Source organism: Solirubrobacter phytolaccae, from assembly GCF_027587195.1.
Classification (GTDB): Bacteria; Actinomycetota; Thermoleophilia; order Solirubrobacterales; family Solirubrobacteraceae; genus Solirubrobacter; species Solirubrobacter phytolaccae.
In genome coordinates this window covers 88,294-106,210 of sequence record NZ_JAPDDP010000006.1, presented here as the reverse complement: position 1 = coordinate 106,210, position 17,917 = coordinate 88,294, and the positions used below count along the sequence as shown (strand labels likewise).

The 17,917-nt window shown below is 71.4% G+C and carries 19 protein-coding genes; 7 read left to right on the top strand and 12 right to left on the bottom strand.

From position 1 onward, the window contains the following. Window positions 1-44: 44 nt before the first annotated feature. From OJ997_RS05135 to OJ997_RS05090, 10 genes are all read right to left on the bottom strand, one after another. Complete coding sequence (locus OJ997_RS05135; protein WP_270023970.1) at window positions 45-488, bottom strand: Fur family transcriptional regulator; 444 nt, start codon at window positions 486-488, stop codon at window positions 45-47. A 6-nt stretch (window positions 489-494) separates the two neighbouring features. After that, window positions 495-1,295 (bottom strand): IclR family transcriptional regulator, encoded by an 801-nt coding sequence (locus OJ997_RS05130; RefSeq protein WP_272599390.1) that lies wholly within the window; start codon window positions 1,293-1,295, stop codon window positions 495-497. Next, window positions 1,282-1,659 (bottom strand): 4-carboxymuconolactone decarboxylase, encoded by a 378-nt coding sequence (gene pcaC / locus OJ997_RS05125; RefSeq protein WP_270023968.1) that lies wholly within the window; start codon window positions 1,657-1,659, stop codon window positions 1,282-1,284. Before pcaC ends, OJ997_RS05130 begins: the two co-directional genes overlap by 14 nt. Continuing rightward, the gene (gene pcaD, locus OJ997_RS05120; RefSeq protein ID WP_270023967.1) at window positions 1,656-2,408 is read right to left on the bottom strand and encodes a 3-oxoadipate enol-lactonase; all 753 of its coding nucleotides are present in this window, start codon (window positions 2,406-2,408) and stop codon (window positions 1,656-1,658) included. Before pcaD ends, pcaC begins: the two co-directional genes overlap by 4 nt. Then, window positions 2,405-3,586 carry a lyase family protein gene (locus OJ997_RS05115; RefSeq protein WP_270023966.1) on the bottom strand — a complete coding sequence of 394 codons (1,182 nt, stop codon included), beginning with the start codon at window positions 3,584-3,586 and terminating at the stop codon, window positions 2,405-2,407. Before OJ997_RS05115 ends, pcaD begins: the two co-directional genes overlap by 4 nt. Further along, the gene (gene pcaG, locus OJ997_RS05110) at window positions 3,561-4,070 is read right to left on the bottom strand and encodes a protocatechuate 3,4-dioxygenase subunit alpha (protein ID WP_270023965.1); all 510 of its coding nucleotides are present in this window, start codon (window positions 4,068-4,070) and stop codon (window positions 3,561-3,563) included. Before pcaG ends, OJ997_RS05115 begins: the two co-directional genes overlap by 26 nt. After that, window positions 4,067-4,768 (bottom strand): protocatechuate 3,4-dioxygenase subunit beta, encoded by a 702-nt coding sequence (gene pcaH, locus OJ997_RS05105; protein ID WP_270023964.1) that lies wholly within the window; start codon window positions 4,766-4,768, stop codon window positions 4,067-4,069. Before pcaH ends, pcaG begins: the two co-directional genes overlap by 4 nt. Window positions 4,769-4,844: 76 nt before the next feature. Further along, window positions 4,845-6,005, bottom strand: coding sequence for a thiolase family protein (locus OJ997_RS05100; RefSeq protein ID WP_270023963.1), 1,161 nt, complete (start codon window positions 6,003-6,005; stop codon window positions 4,845-4,847). Continuing rightward, window positions 6,002-6,724 (bottom strand): CoA-transferase subunit beta, encoded by a 723-nt coding sequence (locus OJ997_RS05095; RefSeq protein ID WP_372517867.1) that lies wholly within the window; start codon window positions 6,722-6,724, stop codon window positions 6,002-6,004. Before OJ997_RS05095 ends, OJ997_RS05100 begins: the two co-directional genes overlap by 4 nt. 20 nt (window positions 6,725-6,744) lie before the next feature. Next, window positions 6,745-7,539, bottom strand: a complete 795-nt coding sequence (locus OJ997_RS05090) for a CoA transferase subunit A (RefSeq protein WP_270023961.1) — start codon at window positions 7,537-7,539, stop codon at window positions 6,745-6,747. A 74-nt stretch (window positions 7,540-7,613) separates the two neighbouring features. On the opposite strand from OJ997_RS05090, the gene OJ997_RS05085 reads away from it, so the two are divergent. From OJ997_RS05085 to OJ997_RS05070, 4 genes are all read left to right on the top strand, one after another. Continuing rightward, complete coding sequence (locus OJ997_RS05085; protein ID WP_270023960.1) at window positions 7,614-8,162, top strand: RNA polymerase sigma factor; 549 nt, start codon at window positions 7,614-7,616, stop codon at window positions 8,160-8,162. A 3-nt stretch (window positions 8,163-8,165) separates the two neighbouring features. After that, window positions 8,166-9,233 (top strand): hypothetical protein, encoded by a 1,068-nt coding sequence (locus OJ997_RS05080; RefSeq protein WP_270023959.1) that lies wholly within the window; start codon window positions 8,166-8,168, stop codon window positions 9,231-9,233. A 273-nt stretch (window positions 9,234-9,506) separates the two neighbouring features. Next, the gene (locus tag OJ997_RS05075) at window positions 9,507-10,097 is read left to right on the top strand and encodes a WxL domain-containing protein (protein ID WP_270023958.1); all 591 of its coding nucleotides are present in this window, start codon (window positions 9,507-9,509) and stop codon (window positions 10,095-10,097) included. 31 nt (window positions 10,098-10,128) lie between these two features. Continuing rightward, a complete protein-coding gene (locus OJ997_RS05070) occupies window positions 10,129-11,148 on the top strand; it encodes a hypothetical protein (protein ID WP_270023957.1) in 1,020 nt (339 codons plus the stop codon). Window positions 11,149-11,220: 72 nt separating this feature from the next. On the opposite strand, the gene OJ997_RS05065 is transcribed toward OJ997_RS05070, so the two are convergent. Together OJ997_RS05065 and OJ997_RS05060 are read right to left on the bottom strand one after the other, a co-directional pair. Continuing rightward, window positions 11,221-13,284 carry an endo-1,4-beta-xylanase gene (locus OJ997_RS05065; protein ID WP_270023956.1) on the bottom strand — a complete coding sequence of 688 codons (2,064 nt, stop codon included), beginning with the start codon at window positions 13,282-13,284 and terminating at the stop codon, window positions 11,221-11,223. A 119-nt stretch (window positions 13,285-13,403) separates the two neighbouring features. Beyond that, a complete protein-coding gene (locus OJ997_RS05060) occupies window positions 13,404-14,600 on the bottom strand; it encodes an ROK family transcriptional regulator (protein WP_270023955.1) in 1,197 nt (398 codons plus the stop codon). A 166-nt stretch (window positions 14,601-14,766) separates the two neighbouring features. On the opposite strand from OJ997_RS05060, the gene OJ997_RS05055 reads away from it, so the two are divergent. From OJ997_RS05055 to OJ997_RS05045, 3 genes are read left to right on the top strand one after another with little or no spacing between them, the layout of a single operon-like run. Further along, on the top strand, window positions 14,767-15,885 hold the full coding sequence (locus tag OJ997_RS05055) for a sugar ABC transporter substrate-binding protein (protein ID WP_270023954.1): 1,119 nt from the start codon (window positions 14,767-14,769) through the stop codon (window positions 15,883-15,885). Next, window positions 15,882-16,637, top strand: coding sequence for an ATP-binding cassette domain-containing protein (locus OJ997_RS05050; RefSeq protein ID WP_270023953.1), 756 nt, complete (start codon window positions 15,882-15,884; stop codon window positions 16,635-16,637). The genes OJ997_RS05055 and OJ997_RS05050 overlap by 4 nt, the downstream gene beginning before the upstream one ends. Then, complete coding sequence (locus tag OJ997_RS05045) at window positions 16,634-17,911, top strand: sugar ABC transporter permease (RefSeq protein WP_270023952.1); 1,278 nt, start codon at window positions 16,634-16,636, stop codon at window positions 17,909-17,911. Before OJ997_RS05050 ends, OJ997_RS05045 begins: the two co-directional genes overlap by 4 nt. Window positions 17,912-17,917 lie beyond the last annotated feature (6 nt).

The following is a 17,917-nucleotide window of genomic DNA, read 5'->3' as shown; positions in this document are numbered from 1 at the left end:
GCAACGCGCCGCGCGTGGAGATCACTCCACGTATCCCCGTAGGTCTAGGAAATGCGGCAGGCTTGGCAGCAACCGTGCAGGGTGACGTCGTGGTCGGAGACGTCGAATGACACGCGGCTTGCAAGCTGCCGGATGGCCTGCTCGAGCGCGTCGTCCTGGAACGGCTCGAGCCGCCCGCAGCCGTCGCACACGAGGTGGTGATGGTGCTCGTGCTCGGCGTGGCCGCGTTGGGGCTCGTAGCGCGCGACCCCGTCGCCGACGTCCACGCGGGTCAGGAGGTTCAGCGTCACCAGCTCGTCGACGACGCGGTAGATCGAGGCGCGGCCGACCCGCCGGCCCTCGCCGGTCCGCAGGCGGTCCTCGATGTCCTGCGCCGACAGGGCGCAGGGCTGCTCGTCGAGCAGCTCGATGACCGCCTCACGCGCCCCGCCGCGCCGGTAACCAGCGCCGGAAAGCCGCTCCAAAGCCTGCTGGGACCAGTGCGCCATCGCCTCTCAATGATAGGCGCGGGCCTGCGGCGTTCCGACGTCCTTGAGGTCGCTCTCGATGCGCGCCGCGGTGGCCAGCAGCGGCGGCAGCAGCGTCTTGCGGACCGCCTCCGGCGTGGCGCGGCTGGCGTGGGCGGAGACGTTCACGGCCGCGACGACCCCGCCCTCGCGCCCGCGGACCGGAACGGCGACCGAGCGCAGCCCTTCCTCGAGCTCCTGGTCCACGAGCGCCCAGCCCTGGGTGCGGATGCGGTCCAGCTCGGCGCGCAGCGCGGCGGCGTCGGTGATCGTGCGGGCGGTGAGCGCGCGCAGGTCGGCGCGCTCGAGGTAGGCGTCGAGGTCGGCAGGCGGGAGCGAGGCGAGCAGGACGCGGCCCATCGAGGTGGCGTACGCGGGGAAGCGCGTGCCGACGTTGATCGAGACGCGCATGATCCGGCTCGTCGGGACGCGGCCGACGTAGACGATCTCGTCGCCGTCGAGCACCGAGACGCTGCTGGACTCGCGCACCTCGGCCGCGAGCCGCTCGAGGTGCGGCTCGGCGATCTCCGGCAGGCTCAGGCTGCTCAGGAACGCGTAGCCGAGCTCGAGCACGCGCGGGGTGAGCGCGAAGCGCTTGCCGTCCGAGCGCACGTAGCCGAGGTCGCAGAGCGTGAGCAGGAAGCGGCGCGCGGCCGCGCGGGTGAGGCCGGTGCGGCGGGCGACGTCGGAGAGCGTGAGCTCCGGCTCCTCCTCGCTGAACGCGCGGATGACCAGCAGCCCGCGCTCGAGCGACTGGACGAAGTGCTCGCCCCGTTCATTCACCTTCAGCCAGCACCTTGTTCGCGATCGCCACGGCCGAGTTCGCGGCCGGCACACCCGCGTAGACCGCCGTGTGGATGAGCACTTCGAGGATCTCCTCGTCGGTGAGCCCGTTGCGCTTGGCGGCGCGGACGTGCATCGGGATCTCGTTCTCGGCGCGCAGGGCGGTGAGGATGGCGAGCGTGATGCACGAGCGGGTCTTGCGGTCCAGGCCTTCGCGCGTCCACGCCTCGCCCCACGCGGAGCGGGTGATGTACTCCTGGAACGGTCGCGTGAAGTCGGTCGCGTTGTCGGTCGCGCGGTCCACGTGCTCGTCGCCGAGCACCTCGCGCCGGACCTTCATGCCGGCGTCGTACCGCGGGTCTTCACTCATCGCAGGTGCTCCCGGATCAGGTCGGTGACCTCCTGCGGCCGCTCGACGTTGAGCAGGTGCGCGCCGGGATCGACGATCTCCAGCCGCGCGCGCGGGATCGCGCCCGCGATCACCGCCGCGTGGTCGTCCGGTGGGGTCGCGGGGTCCTGCGCGCCGCCGATGACCAGCGTGGGCGCCTTCACGTTCGGCAGCCCGTCGGTCAGGTCCATCCGCTCGATGATCGCGCAGCAGCTCGCGTAGCCCTCGTCGGGGACGCCGACGAACATCGCGCGCAGGTCGCTGAGGTCGTTGTTGGAGCGATAGTCCTCGGTGAACCAGCGCTCGAAGGTGCCGTCGACGATCGCCTCCGTGCCCTGCTCGCGCACGGTCTTGGCGCGGTCGACCCACATCTCGGCCGGACCCATCTTCGGCGACGTGCACAGCAGCACGAGCCTGTCGATGCGCTCGGGCGCGTTGATCGCGAGCCACTGCCCGGTCATCCCGCCCAGCGAGAGGCCGGCGAAGTGCGCTTTCTCGACCCCGAGGTCGTCGAGCAGGTCCAGCACGTCACGGCCGACGTCCTCGATCGCGTACGGGCCGGGCGGCGTGTCGCTGCCGCCGTGGCCGCGCGTGTCGTAGCGGACGAGCCGGAACGTCCGGGCCAGCTTCGCCGCCTGCGGCTTCCACATGTCGAGCGTCGTGCCGAGCGAGTTCGAGAGCACGAGGACGGGCGCGTCCTCCGGTCCCGTGACGCGGTGGTGGGGGATCATCGGTGCTCCAGCGCGCGGTCGACCAACGTGGCGGCCGCGCCGAGATCGGGGTCGGGTTGGTTCAGGTTGGTCCGCATGCGCTCGGCGTCCACCTCGAGCTCCTCGAGCGACGTGCGCAGCCAGCTCGCGGCCGAGCCGGTTGCGACGAGCAGCTCGTTCAGCGGCCGCCACTCCGCGTGCCAGGCGCCGGCGGCGCGCTCGTGCTCCTGGACCATCGCGGCGAGCAGCGTCGCGACGAGCCCGGGCGCCTGCTTGGCGTTGCCGATCGCGGCGATCGCGGCGACCGGGTTGTGCTTGTGCGGCATCGAGGTCGAGCCGCCGCCTGTGCCCTCGCGCACCTCGCCGACCTCGGTCTGGGCGAGCAGGACGACATCGAGCGCGGCCTTGCCGATCGCGCCGGCGGCGACGCCGAGCGCGCCCGCCAGCTCACCGATCCGGCCGCGCAGCGTGTGCCAGGGCAGCAGCGGCACGTCGAGGTCCAGCTCCCGCGCGATCGCGCGCACGAGCGCGACGGGCGGCGGCTCGTTGCGCACGCCCTCGATCCCGGCCACGCCGACGTCGGGTGGCGCGCTGGCCGGGCAGGCGCCGGCGAGCGTGCCGACCGGCCCGCCGAACTGCACGGACAGCCGCACGTTGTGCAGCGCGTCGGCGGCCTCGTCGAGGCCGACCATCCAGCCCGCGGCCTTGAGCCCGAAGGTGGTCGGCTGCGCCTGCTGGAGCAGCGTGCGGCCGATCATCGGCGTCTCGCGGTGCGTGCGGGCGAGCTGCTCGGCGGCGTCGGCGGCGCCGCGCAGGTCGCCGAGCAGCGGGCCCAGCGCGCGCTTGGTGACGAGCATCGCGGCGGAGTCCATCGCGTCCTGGCTCGTCGCGCCCTTGTGCACCGGCGCGTCGGCGACGGCGGCCTTGAGCGCCTTGACCACCGCGCCGGCCGGGTTGCCGATCTCCGCCGCCCCCGCGCCGATCTCCGCCACGTCGTAGAGGTCCGCCTGGCACGCGGCCTCGATCGCCGCGGCCTCGTCCACGGTGATCAGGCCTGCCCGCGCCTGCGCCCGCGCCAAGCCGGCCTCGAAGTCCAGCAGCGCCTGCAGCCAGGCGCGCCCCGAGACGTGCTCGGGCACGCGCCCCCGCGCGAGCACGCCGGAGAAGACGTCGTCAGACCTTGAAGAAGACGGTCTCACGTTCGCCTTGGAGGTACACGTCGAACCGGTAGCCGTCGGCATCCGGGCGGGCGACGAGCGTCGTCCGGCGCGCCTCGGGAACCGACTCGAGCACCGGGTCCCCGGTGTTGTCCTCGTCGGCGAAGTAGATCCGGGTCACGCAGCGGTTCAGCATGCCACGGGCGAACACGTTCACGTCGACATGTGGTGCCTGTCCGTCTCCAAGCCGACCAGGCTTGAGCGTGAACACCTCCCAGGCGCCCTCCTCGTCGGTCGCGCAGCGGCCGAAGCCGCGGAAGGCCGTGCCGAACTTGCCGTCCGGGTCGGCCTGCCAGGTCTCGATCAGCGCGTCGCCGATCGGGTCGCCCGCGCCGTCGAGCACGCGGCCGTACAGGCGCAGGCGGCCCGGCGTGCCCTCGGGGACGACGTCCGGGCCGTCCGGCCACGGCAGGCCGATCGCCAGGTAGGGCCCGACGGTCTGCGACGGCGTCGTGCCCAGCGTCATGCGTGCGGCTCCTCGGTCGGCGTGGCTTCCTCGCCGCGCAGGACGATGTCCCAGCGGAAGGCGAGCGCCCAGTGATCCTCGGTGGCGTCGTAGTCGAACGCCGACACCATCCGCTTCGCCGCCCGCTCGTCGCGGATCGCGTTGTACATCGGGTCCTGGAAGAACAGCGGGTCCTCCGGGAAGTACATCTGGGTCACGAGGCGCTGCGTGAAGGCACGCCCGAACAGGCTGAAGTGGATGTGCGCAGGCCGCCAGGCGTTCGGGTGGTTGCGCCACGGGTACGCGCCCGGCTTGATCGTGAGGAAGCGGAAGTAGCCGTCTTTGTCGGTGATCGTCCGGCCGGCGCCCGTGAAGTTCGGGTCCAGCGGGGAAGGCCACTGGTCCACGGCGTGGCGGTAGCGGCCGCCCGCGTTGGCCTGCCAGATCTCGATCAGCGTGTCCGGCACCGGGCGCCCGTCGTCCTCCTTGACGTGGCCGTGGACGATGATCCGCTGGCCGATCGCCTCGCCGCTGGGACCCTGCGTGAGGTCGTTGTCGAACTCGCCGATGCGGTCGTCGCCGAACACGGGTCCGCTGACCTCGGTGAGCCGGTGCGGGAGCGCGATCAGCTGCTGCTTGGGATGGCGCAGCGCGGTCGACTTGTAGCCCGCGTAGTCCATCGGGGGATGTGAATCCGAGTCGTCGCGAAAGCGCGTCACACTTCGTCCTTTCCAGCACCGCGGGAACGAGCCGCAAGGCGAGTTCCCGACAAGGCATGCGAGCGCGCAGCGCGAGTCATGCCTCGATCACCACCGCGAGTCCCTGGCCGACGCCGATGCAGATCGCCGCGACGCCCCACTTGCCGCCGGTGGCCTTCAGCCCACGCGCCAGCGTGCCCAGGATCCGGCCGCCGGAGGCCCCGAGCGGGTGCCCGATGGCGATCGCGCCGCCGAACGCGTTGACCTTCTCGGGATCGATCGGCCACTCGCCCACGCACGCCAGCGACTGCGCGGCGAACGCCTCGTTGAGCTCCACGAGGTCCACGTCGTCCCACGTGATGCCGGCACGGGCGAGGGCCTTGTTCGCGGCCTCCACCGGCCCGATGCCGAAGATGTCGGGGTCGACGGCGTGGGTGCCGCGGCCGGCGATCCGGGCGAGCGGCTCACCCAGCCCGGCGCTCTCGCTGCCGAGGAGCACGGCCGAGGCCCCGTCGTTGAGCGGCGACGCGTTGCCGGCCGTGACGGTTCCGTCTTTGACGAACGCGGGCTTGAGCTTGGCGAGCTTCTCGAGGCTGCTGTCGGCGCGGATGCCCTCGTCGCGCGCGAGCTCGGCGCCGGGGACCGCGATCACCCAGTCGTCGTAGAAGCCGTCGTTCCACGCCTTGTCGGCGAGCTGGTGGCTGCGCAGCGCGAACGCGTCCTGCGCCTCGCGCCCCACCCCGTGGATCCCGGCCAGCTTCTCGGTCGACTCGCCCAGCGAGATCGTCCACTGCTCCGGCATCTCGGGGTTGACCATGCGCCAGCCGAGCGTCGTCGAGTGCATCGTCTGCGGCGTGGCGGGAAAGCCCTTCTCGGGCTTGAGCACGACCCACGGCGCGCGGCTCATCGACTCCACGCCGCCCACGAGCACGACGTCGGCGTCGCCGGTCTCGATCGCGCGGCTGGCCTGGATCGCCGCGTCGAGGCTGGAGCCGCACAGGCGGTTGACGGTGTTGCCGGGCACGGACGTCGGCAGGCCCGCCAGCAGCGCCGCCATCCGGCCGACGTTGCGGTTGTCCTCGCCGGCGCCGTTCGCGTTGCCGAACATGACGTCGTCGATGCGCGCGGGATCGACGCCCGTGCGCTCGACGATCGCCTTCACGACCGTCGCGCCGAGGTCGTCCGGGCGCGTCTTGGCCAGCGCGCCGCCGTAACGGCCGAACGGCGTGCGGACCGCGTCGTAGATGTACGCGGTCATGCGGCGAGCAACTCCCTCAAGGCCTTCAGCTCCTCTTCCGTCGGCGGCTCGGTGGTCTGCAGATCATCGGCGAGCTTGAGGTCCCAGCCCGTCGCCTCGCGCGCCTGCTCAGCGGTGACCCCGGGGTGGAGATGGGTGAGGGTGAGCTCGCGCGTCTCGGGATCGGGCTCGAGGATGCCGAGGTCGGTGATCACCTTGGTCGGACCCTTCCCGCGCAGGCCGAGCCGCTCACGCGCGCCCGCGCCGTCCCCGTGGCCGACGCTCGTGATGAAGTCGACCTGCTCGACGAACGCCCGCGGAGACTGGCGCACGATGATCACGACTTCGCCGCAGGACGCCGCGATCTCGGGCGCGCCGCCCGCGCCCGGCAGGCGGACCTTCGGGTTCGCGTAGTCGCCGACCACGGTGGTGTTGATGTTCGCGTAGCGGTCCAGCTGCGCGGCGCCGAGGAAGCCGATCTCGATCCGGCCGGGCTGGACCCAGTAGTTGAAGATCTCCGGGACGGAGGCGATCGTGTCGGCGGTCTCGCCGAGCATCCCGTCCCCGATGGAGAGCGGCAGGCTGGGCGGCTTGGCCCCGATCGCACCCGCCTCGTACACGAGCACGAGGTCCGGGTTGTGCGTGCGGCGGGCGAGGTTCGCACCTGTGCTGGGCAGCCCGATCCCGACGAAGCAGGCGGTCGTGTCCCGCAGCCGGCGCGCGGCCTCGACGGTCATCATCTCGTCGGCCTCGTACGCGGTCACAGCGCCTCCAGCCACGCGTCGAACTGTGCCTTGTCGCGGGAGATCTCGTCCCAGGCCTTGTACGCGACGTTGTCGCGGTCGTAGTAGCCCTGCGCGTAGGAGGGCTTCGCGCCGCCCGGCACCTCGCACACGCGGGTGACGACCCAGCGCGGGAGGACGACCGAGTACGGCTTGTCGTCGAGCTCGTCGACGATCTCCTCGACGGTGACGATGCTGCGCTTGGCGCCCAGCACGGTCTCCTTCTGGACGCCGGTCTGGCCCCAGAGCTGGACGTTGCCGTCGCGGTCCGCCCGCTGCGCGTGGATGATCCCGACGTCGAGGTCCAGCGCCGGCACGGCGGTCAGCTGCTCGCCCGTGAACGGGCAGGTGATCGACTTGATCGTGCTCGTGTGCTCGGGGAGCGAGGTGCCGTTGTAGCCACGCATGACCGCGAACGGCAGCCCGGAGGCGCTGGCCACGTAGCGGTTGGCCATGCCCGCGTGGCTGTGCTCCTCGATCTCCAGCTCGCCGGCCTGGACCGCCGCGCGGAAGCGATGGAGCGAGCCGACGCCCGGGTTGCCACCCCAGGAGAAGATCAGCTTCCTGGCGCAGCCCGCGCCGATCAGCTGGTCGTAGACGATGTCCGGGGTCATCCGCACGAGCGTGAGGTCGCGTTTGCGCTGGCGGATGAGCTCCTGTCCCGCGGCGACGGGGATCAGGTGGGTGAAGCCCTCGAGGGCGACCGTGTCGCCGTCGCGCACCAGATCCGCGACGGCGTCGGCCAGTGGAGTGATCTCGGCGTGTGTTCGCATAGTGAACGCTGGTTCGGTGATCGAACAGTATTGCAGGGTGTGATGTCTCGTGCGCTGCGGGACACTCACCCGGCATGCACGATGAAGCGCAGCTGGAACGGCTGCATCGCGAGCACGCCGGAGCCGTCCGGTCCTTCGTCCGCCGACGCATCGGCGACGACGAGGCCGACGAGGTCGTCGCCGAGGTGTTCGTCGTGGCCTGGCGCCGCCTCGACGCCGTCCCCGCCGCCCCGCGGACCTGGCTGCTGGGCGTGGCCCGCAAGCTGCTGGCCAACCGCTTCCGGGCGTCCAGACGCCAGCGGGCGCTGTACGAGCGGCTCGCGCACGAGGCCGAGCGGGGCCCCGCGCACGTCGGCGACGCCGCGTCCGGCATGGAGGCGGGCGTGCTGCTGCGCGGGCTCGCCGCTCTGCGGCCCGGTGACCGCGAGGTCCTCCTGCTCGTGACGTGGGACGGGCTGAGCCACGCCGAGGCGGCGGAGGTGCTCGGGGTGCGCGCCGCGACGCTGACGATGCGCGTGCACCGCGCCCGCGCCCGGCTCGAGCGCGCCATCGAGTCCGACACCCCGCTTCCTCCGGCGCCGGCCACGGCGCCGTTGACCCGACCTTCCAGCTACGGAGCCTGACGCATGCCCACTGAGACCCCTGATCTGCTCGACCGCCTCCAGGCCGTCGACCCCGCCGCCGGTGATGACCGCGCGCCCGCGTGGGAGGACACGCGTCGCCGGATCGTCACCACGCCGCGCCGGACCGCTGGTTGGCGCCCCCGCCGCGCGTTCGCCCTGGGCGGCGCCGTGGCCGCGCTGGCCGTCACGGCGTCGTTCGTCTACGACTCCGGGCCCGCGCCGCCGGACGGCCGCCCGCGCCTCGGCGTCCTCGAGGCGGCCGCGGCGACGGCCGCGTCGAACCCGCGCTTCTCCGGCTACACGGCCGAGACGCGCCTCGAGATCCTCGCGGCCCCGGAGATCGAAGGCCACGTCGACCTGAGTTGGACGATCGTGCGTCCCGTCTCCGAGACCGAGTACGAGGCGCGGATGGAGTCGCTGCGGCCCGTCCCGGAGCAGCCGATCGAGCCGCCGCCCGGGTCGGCGATCCCCGAGCTCCCGGGCGTGAAGCGCACCGAGCGGCGCGAGGGCGACCAGATCCGCGACATCACGACATGGCGCCAGCCCTACGGCACCGTGTTCCAGGGCATCCCGGCCTTCTTCCGCCCGGGCAGCACCGAGGGGCCGGTGACCGTCCCGACCGACCCGGACGCCGTCGCCGCCGCCGTGGCCGCGTGGGCCGCCGGCCGCGTGCCCGCAGGCCTGCACCCGGAGCAGGCCGACCTGATCCAGGAGGCGGGCCGCTCACCGATCGCCCGGGCGCTGATCTACGCCGGCAACGTGCTCACCGCGCCGCGCGTGGCCCCGGACGTGCGCGCGGCGGTCTACCGCGCGCTCAGCCGCGTCCCGGCCGTGAAGGTCGACCCGACGGCGAAGGACGCGTTCGGCCGGCCGGGCGCCGCGCTGATCGCCGAGGACTCCGACGGCCCGTCGCACACCCGGTCCGAGCTGCTGATCGACCCGAAGACCTCGCGCATCCTCGCGGAGCGCCACGTCTTCACCGTGGACCCGGGAACCAACGAGAACCGCGGCAAGAACGACCCGCCGCACGCCGAGGGGTCACAGGAGACCACCTACCGCTACGACGGCTGACGCGCCGGGTCGCGAGATCGTCGCAAACCTCACAAACACAACTCGAGCCTCACATTTGGACCGGATCGCTCAAGCTCAGTATTTGCCCTGCCGAAGGGGGAGTACAAGCCGAGCAGGCAACCTCAACCGTCCACACGCCTGCCGAAAGGCAGGGTCGCAACGCTGAGCGACTCCTCCGGAGTCCCCAGGTTTGCCGATGGCCCGCCGTTCCTCGAACGGTCGGTGTCGAAAGACACATCGAACGAGGCCTGCTCACCCACGGAGGCATCCAACATGCCGAAGTACTTCTCATCCCGCGGCACCCACATCGCCGTCGGTCTCATCGCCGTTTCCTCGTTCGCGGCGCTTCCGATGGCAGCACTCGCGCAGGTCCCCACCGACGCGACCGGCACCCTGGCGGCCGGCCAGCTGACGAACTCCGCGCCCGCCCTCGCCCCGTTCGCCGCGAACCTGACCGGCGTCACCCAGACGATCACGACCGCGGTCGGCGCCTGGAACGTCACGGACGCGACCGGCAGCAACGAGGGCTACAGCATCACCGTCGCGGCGACCGCCCCGGTCGTCGCCGGCGGTGCCGTCGGCACCTTCGCCGGCGGTGAGGCGTGGATGACGCTGACCCCGACCACCGCGACCGCGACCGCGGGCAACCCCGCCGCGGCCGGCCCCACCGCCGGCGGCGCCCAGGCCCTCAGCACGACCGCCGCCACGATCCAGAACGCCGACGCCGACACCGGCCAGGGCTCTTGGGACTTCGCCGCCGACGCCGGCGCCGTCGAGAACCTCGCCGTGGTCATCCCCGGTGACGCGAGCGCCGGCAGCTACAGCAGCACGCTGACCTACACGGCCGCGCCCCCGGTCGCCTAGGTCCTCCGGCGGCCGTCGGTCCCAACCCCAGATGCACCTCCCCAGTCCCCACGTCGGGACCGCGGCCGCCACGGCCGTGCTGGCGCTCGTCGCAATCGCGGCGGCGCCGGCCGCGGCCGCTCCGGCCAAGCCCGCGTTCGCGCTGACCGTCTCGGACACGGGGTCGGGCAAGCTCGTTCGCGGCACCCCCGGCCGCGTCGTCCGCGGCGCGGTGGTCGTCCGCAGCCTGTCCAGCAGAGCGGTGACCGTCAAGCTCCAGGCGGCGGACATCGGCGCCGCCAGCAACGGCAACGCCGCGTACAAGACCTCGCGGCTCAAAGGCGCCGGGCGCTGGCTGCGCCTCGCCACGCACACGGTGCGTCTGCAGCCGAACGCCGTCCAGACGGTGACCTACACCCTGAGCATCCCGTCGACCGCTCGGCGCGCCTCCTACTACGCCGGCATCGTCGGCGTCAACGCCGCGGAGCTCGCCGCCGCCCGCCGCAAGCCCAGCCAGAAGAAGGCGTTCAACTTCAGCAACGTCAACCGCCAAGCGCTGCCGATCACCGTCCGGCTCCCTGGCCGGCTGTATCGGCGTCTCACCCTGCGCTCGGTCACGATCAAGGTCGAGCCCGCGGGCGCCGGCCTGGTGCTCGCGCTGCGTCCAGGCGGGACGCAGCTCATCACGAGCGCGTCGGTCAACCTGACGGTGTCGCGCGGCGCGAAGACCGTCATCACCCACGCCTCGACGCTCGGACAGCTGTTCCCGGGCGAAGGCCTGAACTTCCGCATCCCGTGGACGGGCCGTCCGACCGAGGGCGACTATCGCGTCAAGGGCGTGATCCGGCCGAAGCTCGCCAAACCGATCTTCATCGACCAGACGGTCACGTTCACACCCAAGAAGGCCGCCGAGGCGGAGGCGGAGACGACACCGATCGCCTCCACGGGCGGCACGCCCGGGTGGGTCTGGGTCGCGCTCGCCCTGGGCGCCGCGTTGGTGCTCGCGCTGCTCGTCACCATGCTGGTGCTCGTCCTCAAGCTCAGGCACCAGCGGCCGGTCGGGGTCGCGTGACGGGTGCACCCGCAAGGTGTCCGCACCGCGACGCGGCGCGGCGGCTCGTGAGCCGCCGCACCGGACGCGGTTCTACGGTGTCGTGGTCGACAGCGTGAAGGTCAGCGTCTTGCTGTAGCTGCCGGTGCGCAGCGGCTGCGTCGCGCCGATGTGCTGACGGAACGTGACCGCCACGGGGTCATTCGTGACCGGTGCTGTCCACGCGCTCCTGGAGAACGCGACCCGGAGCGGGTCCGACAGCGCGAACGCGCCGTTGGTGAGGAAACCGGGGTCGCTCACGCTGAGCGTGGCGTCCCCCGCGGTCGACAGGACGGTGGCGGTCGTAGTCGCCGTGTAGTCGTTCTCGACGCCTGGGACGAAGGGCGGGAACGCCGCCGCGGCACCGAGCGTGAGGGACAGGGTCGCCGGCACGGCGCCGCCGACGGTGCCGTCGGCCGTCGTCGCCTCGTAGGCGCCGATCGCGTCGGTGAGCGCCGCGGTCGCGCTCTTGACCGCGTTCACGCCGTCGATCGAGTAGATGCGGGTGGAGACGAGGGCCTTCGCAGCGTCGCGCGCGGCGGTGACCTTCTGCCACGCGTCGGTGGCGTAGGTCGCGGGCACCAGCGTGTCGACGCGGGCGATCGCGTCACGCAGCTTCTCGCGGGCCGGCGCGCCGATGACCGCGAAGAACGAGTACTTCTCCGGGTTGCCGGACAGCCCGGACCACAGGTGGCCGCCGGTCGTGCGGTTGAACGTGCTCGAGTCCGACGTGCCGTCCCAGTCGTACAGCGCGACCTTGCCCTTGTACGAGAGCAGCAGGTCCATCCAGTCGGCCGCGAAGTCGGCCTGCTTGCGCATGATGTCCGGGCTGTTGGCCAGCGTGTCGTTGGACGCGGTGCCCCAGGCCGGGATGCGGCGCACGGGTGAGTTGCAGACGTCGAACGTGTTGCCGTTCGCGGCCGCGCGGTTCGTCCACGAGCACGAGCCGTACGTCGGCCACTGGTGGGACGGATCGGCCCCGTCGGCCTCGGTCACGCGCCGGGTGGGCTGCGACGGGTCGTAGTCCGGGTTGGGCTCGAAGTCGCTGCGGATGTCGGACTCGGTGATCGAGATCTCGTCGGCGACGGTCAGGCCCGCGTCGATCTGCTTGCGCAGCATGTCGATCGTCGGGTACGCCCACGCGAGGCGGCCCTGCATGCCGTAGCCGTCGATGTTGCCCGCGGCGTGGATCGGCTTGAGCAGCTTGATCGTCTGGCTCTCCTTCGGCTCGTAGAGCTTGTTGGAGTCCTGGTAGTCGTTGTAGTAGAGCTTCCAGTGCACGCCCGCCGCGTTCTCCCACTTGCGGGCCGACTCGAACGCCTGGCGCACCCACGCCGACTCGGCGGTGAGGCGGGCGTCCGGGTCGCCGTCGAGGTCCGGGCGCCGGAAGATCCGGCCCCACTGGCCGACCTGGGCGTCGTCGGCGTTGCGGATCTGCCCGGTGTAGTCGTCGACCGACTCGTTCACGACGTCCCAGGCGACGATGACGTCCGAGTACTTGGCGTACTTGTTCGTCATCGCGTGGATGTAGTTGTCGAGCCGCTTGAGCATCGTCTGCGGGCTCGCCCAATCCGGGTGGGCGGCGTCGTAGTAGAAGCCGTTGGTGAAGAACCAGTTCGGCTGCTGGCCGCCGTGCCACGCGAACACGTGCCCGCGGACGACCTTCTTCTGGTCCGCCGGGAGCGTCGCGTTGTAGGCCTGGATGGACTGCAGGATCTGCTCGGCCTGCCCGTTGCCGGTCGTCGGCTGCAGGACGATCTGCTGGTTGGCGTCCTCGATCGCCGCCGCCTTCTGGTCGGCGGTGAGCGTGGCGTCGGCGTTGATCTGCGCGACCTTGGCGACGTACGCCTGCCGCGAGAGGCTGTTGGTGGCGCTCGTGCCGATCTGGCTGTCGAGCTTGAGGTTGTTCGGGATGCTGTTGGCGCGGTAGTGGTAGAGCGCCTGCTGGCTGTTCCAGTTGCCGAACGTGCCCATCGTGAAGTCGTCCTTGTACGACTGCCACAGCGACGGCAGCGTGTAGTCGACCGCGGCGGCCGTGCCGACGCCGAAGGCGCCCGACAGCGCGATCGCGCTCACGACACCGGCGGCGGCGATCCGCCTGATCTGGTTGATCCTCATCTCTCTCCTCGACTCGAAACTGTTTCCGCAACATAGTGCTTAAAACAGCCTTGAGACCGCCGTGATGAGACCGCTATACGAAAAAGACTTCAGAACTCATGAGAGCTCGCGAAGAGCTCTCACGCGGCGTCGGCGGCAAGGATCGCCGGAGACTCCCCGAGGATCAGCGCCACCGCACCCAGCACCTCGGCCTGGCTGCCGAGCGCGCCCGCGCTGACGGTCACGGCACCGGCCGCCGGCCCGATGGCGTAGCGGTCGATGGCCGTGCGCAGCGGCTCGAGCAGCGTCTCGCCGGCGGCGGCGAGATCGCCGCCGACCAGCAGCAGCTGGGGGTTGAAGAGGTTCACGACGGACGCGAGCGCCTCGCCGATCGTGCTTGCGGCCTCGGAGACCGCGCGGGTCGCGCCGCGGTCCCCGCCGGCCACCAGCTCCAGGAGCCGCTCGACGGTGATGCGCTCGTCGCGGCTGCTCGCGAGCAGCCGGGCGACCGCCGCCGAGCTGGCGACGGTCTCCAGGCACCCGCGGTTGCCGCAGCGGCAGATCAGGCCGTCGGGACGGACGCGCAGGTGGCCGAGCTCGCCGGCGATCCCGCTCGTCCCGCCGTACGGGTGTCCGTCGAGCACCAGGCCCAGGCCGATCCCCGCCGACAGGCGCACGTAGAGCATGTCGGCGACGCCGCGGCCCGCGCCGAACGTGTGCTCGCCGAGCGCGCCGAGGTTGGCGTCGTTGCGCACCTCGACCGGCACGCCGAGGCGGCGCTGCATCTCGAGCGCGGGCTGGACCCCGGACCAGTTCGGCAGGATGCCCTCGGCGAGGATGGCGCCGGAGGTGCGATCCAGCGGCGCAGAGAGCGCCATGCCGGCGCCGATCACCCGGTCGCTCGTCACCCCGGCCTGCTCGAGCACCTCGCTCACCAGGTCGCGGGCCAGGTCCAGGCTGTCGATCGGGTCGTGGTCGACGTCGGCGTCCTCCCGCCGCTGGCCGAGGATCTGGCCCGAGAGGTCGCTGACCGCGACCTGCACGTGGGCGTGCCCCATGTCCACGCCGACGGCGAACGCCGCGCCAGGGGCGAGAGAGAGCAGCACGGGCGGCCGCCCGGTGCGCGGCTGGGAGTCCTCGTGCTGGCTGACCAGCCCGGCCTGGACGAGCTCGTCGGCCACCACCGAGACGGTGGGCCGCGAAAGCCCGGTGTGCTCGGCCAGCTCCGTCCGCGTGCTGCCCGGATGGGTGTAGAGCGCCCGCAGCACTCTGAAGCGGTTCTCCTCGCGCCCGCTGAAGCGCCGGGGAGACGAACCTGGACGATCGTTGACGCTCACTCTGGTCCAAGACTCTATTCCACCCGCTATACGTAGAATCCTTCATAAGTACCAGTCGGCACTTGCACGAGCGGTGTCGGAGACGGCGAGGAGACGAGATGGCAGCTACACAGCCGGCCACGAGCAGCGCGACGACGGCGACCGACGTCCTCTTGGGAGTGCGCTGATGCGTAACAAGATCATCGCGGGCGCGGTCGCCGCGGCCCTCGCCATCACCGTCGCCGCGTGTGGCAGCGACGATGCCGCCCCGTCCGGTAGCGGTTCGAACGGCTCCTCGACGCCCGCGCCGACCGCCAAGGTCGGGGTCATCCTTCCCGACACCGCGTCGTCGGCCCGTTGGGAGCAGGCGGACCGCCCCTTCCTCGCCGACGCGTTCAAGGCCGCCGGCGTCGAGTCCGACATCCAGAACGCCAACGGCGACAAGGCCAAGTTCGGCACGATCGCCGACCAGATGCTCAACGAGGGCGTCAACGCCCTGCTGATCGTCAACCTCGACTCGCCGTCGGCCGCGGCCGTGATCAACAAGGCCAAGCAGCAGGGCGTGCCGGTCATCGACTACGACCGCCTCACGCTCGGCGGCGGCGCTTCCTACTACGTGTCCTTCGACAACGTCGCCGTCGGCACGGCGCAAGGCGAGGGTCTCGTGAAGTGCATGCAGGCCAACGGCGACAAGAGCGGCCCGGTGGCGCTGCTGAACGGCTCGCCGACCGACAACAACGCCACGCTCTTCAAGCAGGGCTACGAGAAGGCGATCAAGGACGCGGGCTACACGATCGCGGCCGACCAGAGCGTCCCGGACTGGGACAACACGAAGGCCGGCACGATCTTCGAGCAGATGTTCACCAAGGCCAAGGGCGACTTCGTGGGCGTCGACTCCGCCAACGACGGCCTGGCGGGCGCCGTGGTGTCCGTGCTCAGCCGCAACGGCGAGGACGGCAAGATCCCGACGACCGGCCAGGACGCGACCGACGAGGGCCTGCAGCGGGTGCTGCTCGGCACGCAGTGCATGACGGTCTACAAGGCGATCAAGAAGGAGGCCGACGCGGCCTCCAAGCTCGCCATCGCGCTGGCCAAGGGCGACACCGCGGGCGCCGACGCGCAGGCCACCGGCTCGGTCGAGGACACCGAGACCAAGCAGCAGGTCAAGTCCGTGCTGCTGCAGCCGCAGGCGATCTTCAAGGACAGCGTCAAGGACGTCGTCGCCGACGGGTTCACCACCGCCGACAAGCTGTGCACGACCGCGGACCTGAAGAAGGCGTGCCAGGAGAACGGGATCAGCGGATGAGCGAGCCCCTGCTCTCGCTGCGGGGCGTCAACAAGTCCTTCGGGGCGGTGCACGTCCTCCGGGACGTGGACCTCGACGTCCGCGCCGGTGAGGTGACCGCGCTCGTCGGGGACAACGGCGCCGGCAAGAGCACGCTCATCAAGTGCATCGCCGGCATCCATCCGATCGACGACGGCGAGCTGCGCTTCGAGGGGCGGCCGGTGACGATCCACGGGCCCAAGGACGCGAACGCGTTGGGGATCGAGATCGTCTACCAGGACCTGGCGCTCTGCGACAACCTGGACGTCGTCCACAACCTGTTCCTCGGGCGTGAGATCCACTCGGGGCTCACGCTCAACGAGACCGAGATGGAGAAGCGCGCGGGCGAGACGCTGAAGTCGCTGTCCGTGCGCACCCTCCGCTCGCTGCGGCAGAACGTGTCCTCGCTCTCGGGCGGCCAGCGGCAGACGGTCGCGATCGCCCGGGCGGTGCTCTGGAACTCGAAGGTCGTGATCCTCGACGAGCCGACCGCCGCGCTGGGCGTCGCCCAGACCGAGCAGGTGCTCAAGCTCGTGCGCCGCCTCGCGGACAACGGGCTGGGCGTCGTGCTGATCACGCACAACATGAACGACGTCATGCAGGTGGCGGACAGCATCGCCGCGCTCTACCTGGGCCAGATGGCGGCACAGGTGCGGGCGAAGGACGTCACGTACACGCAGGTGATCGAGCTCATCACCGCGGGCCGGTCCGACGCGCTGGCGGCGGTCGCATGAGCGCGCAGGCGACCGTCCCGGCCCCGCCGGTCTCGGAGTTCGAGCGCGAGACGACGCCGGGGCAGGGCGGCATCGGCGAGGCCGCGGGCGGCTACTGGGAGCGCATCAAGGGCGGCGATCTGGGCGCCCTGCCGGCGGTCATCGGCGCGCTGGTGCTGGTGATCGTGTTCGGGATCATGGAGCCCGACTCGTTCCTGACCCAGCAGAACTTCGCGAACCTGCTCAACCAGGGCGCGGCGATCATGGTGCTCGCGATGGGGTTGGTGTTCGTCCTGTTGCTGGGCGAGATCGACCTCTCGGCCGGCTTCACCGCCGGTACCGGCGCGGCCATCCTGGGCGTGACGCTCACCAACCACGGCTGGGCGTGGCCGCTGGCGGTCGCCGCGGCGCTCCTCACGGGCGTGGCGATCGGGTTCGCGATCGCGTTGCTGGTCGCGCGGCTCGGCATTCCGTCGTTCGTGGTCTCGCTGGCCTTCTTCCTCGGGTTGCAGGGCGCGATGTTGTTGATCATCGGCGAGGGCGGCACGATCCCGATCCGGGACGACGCCGTCCTGTCGGTGATGAACAAGAACATGCCGACCGGCCTCGGCTGGCTGTTCGCGGTGATCGTCGTCGCCGGGTTCGCCGCCACGTCGCTGCGGGCGATCCAGACGCGCAAGCGCGCGGGTCTGCAGACGCCGGCCATGTCCGTCTGGGCGGCCAAGGTCGGCGCCCTCGCGGTGGTCGTGCTGATCGCCGTGTTCCTGCTCAACCAGGAGCGCCAGCGCGCGAACGCGCCGATCATCATCCAGGGCGTGCCGTGGGTGGTGCCGCTGGTCGTGGCCCTGGTGGTCGCGCTGACGTTCCTGCTCATGCGGACCAGCTTCGGCCGGCACGTGTACGCGGTCGGCGGCAACGCCGAGGCGGCGCGCCGGGCGGGCATCAACGTCCCGAACATCAAGACGGTCTGCTTCATCCTCGGATCGACGCTGGCGATCGTCGCGGGCATCCTGCTCGCGTCGCGCGACAACAGCGTCTCCCCGACCACGGGTGGCGCGCAGACCCTGCTGTACGCGGTCGGCGCGGCGGTCATCGGCGGCACCTCGCTGTTCGGTGGGCGCGGCCGGATCGTGGACGCGGTCACCGGCGGTCTGGTCGTGGCGATCATCGCCAACGGTCTCCCGCTGGTGACGCAGAAGTCCGGCGTGCAGTTCATCATCAACGGCCTCGTGCTCCTGCTCGCGGCCAGCGTCGACGCGGTCTCGCGCCGACGAGCCGCGGCGACCGGCCGCTGACACGCC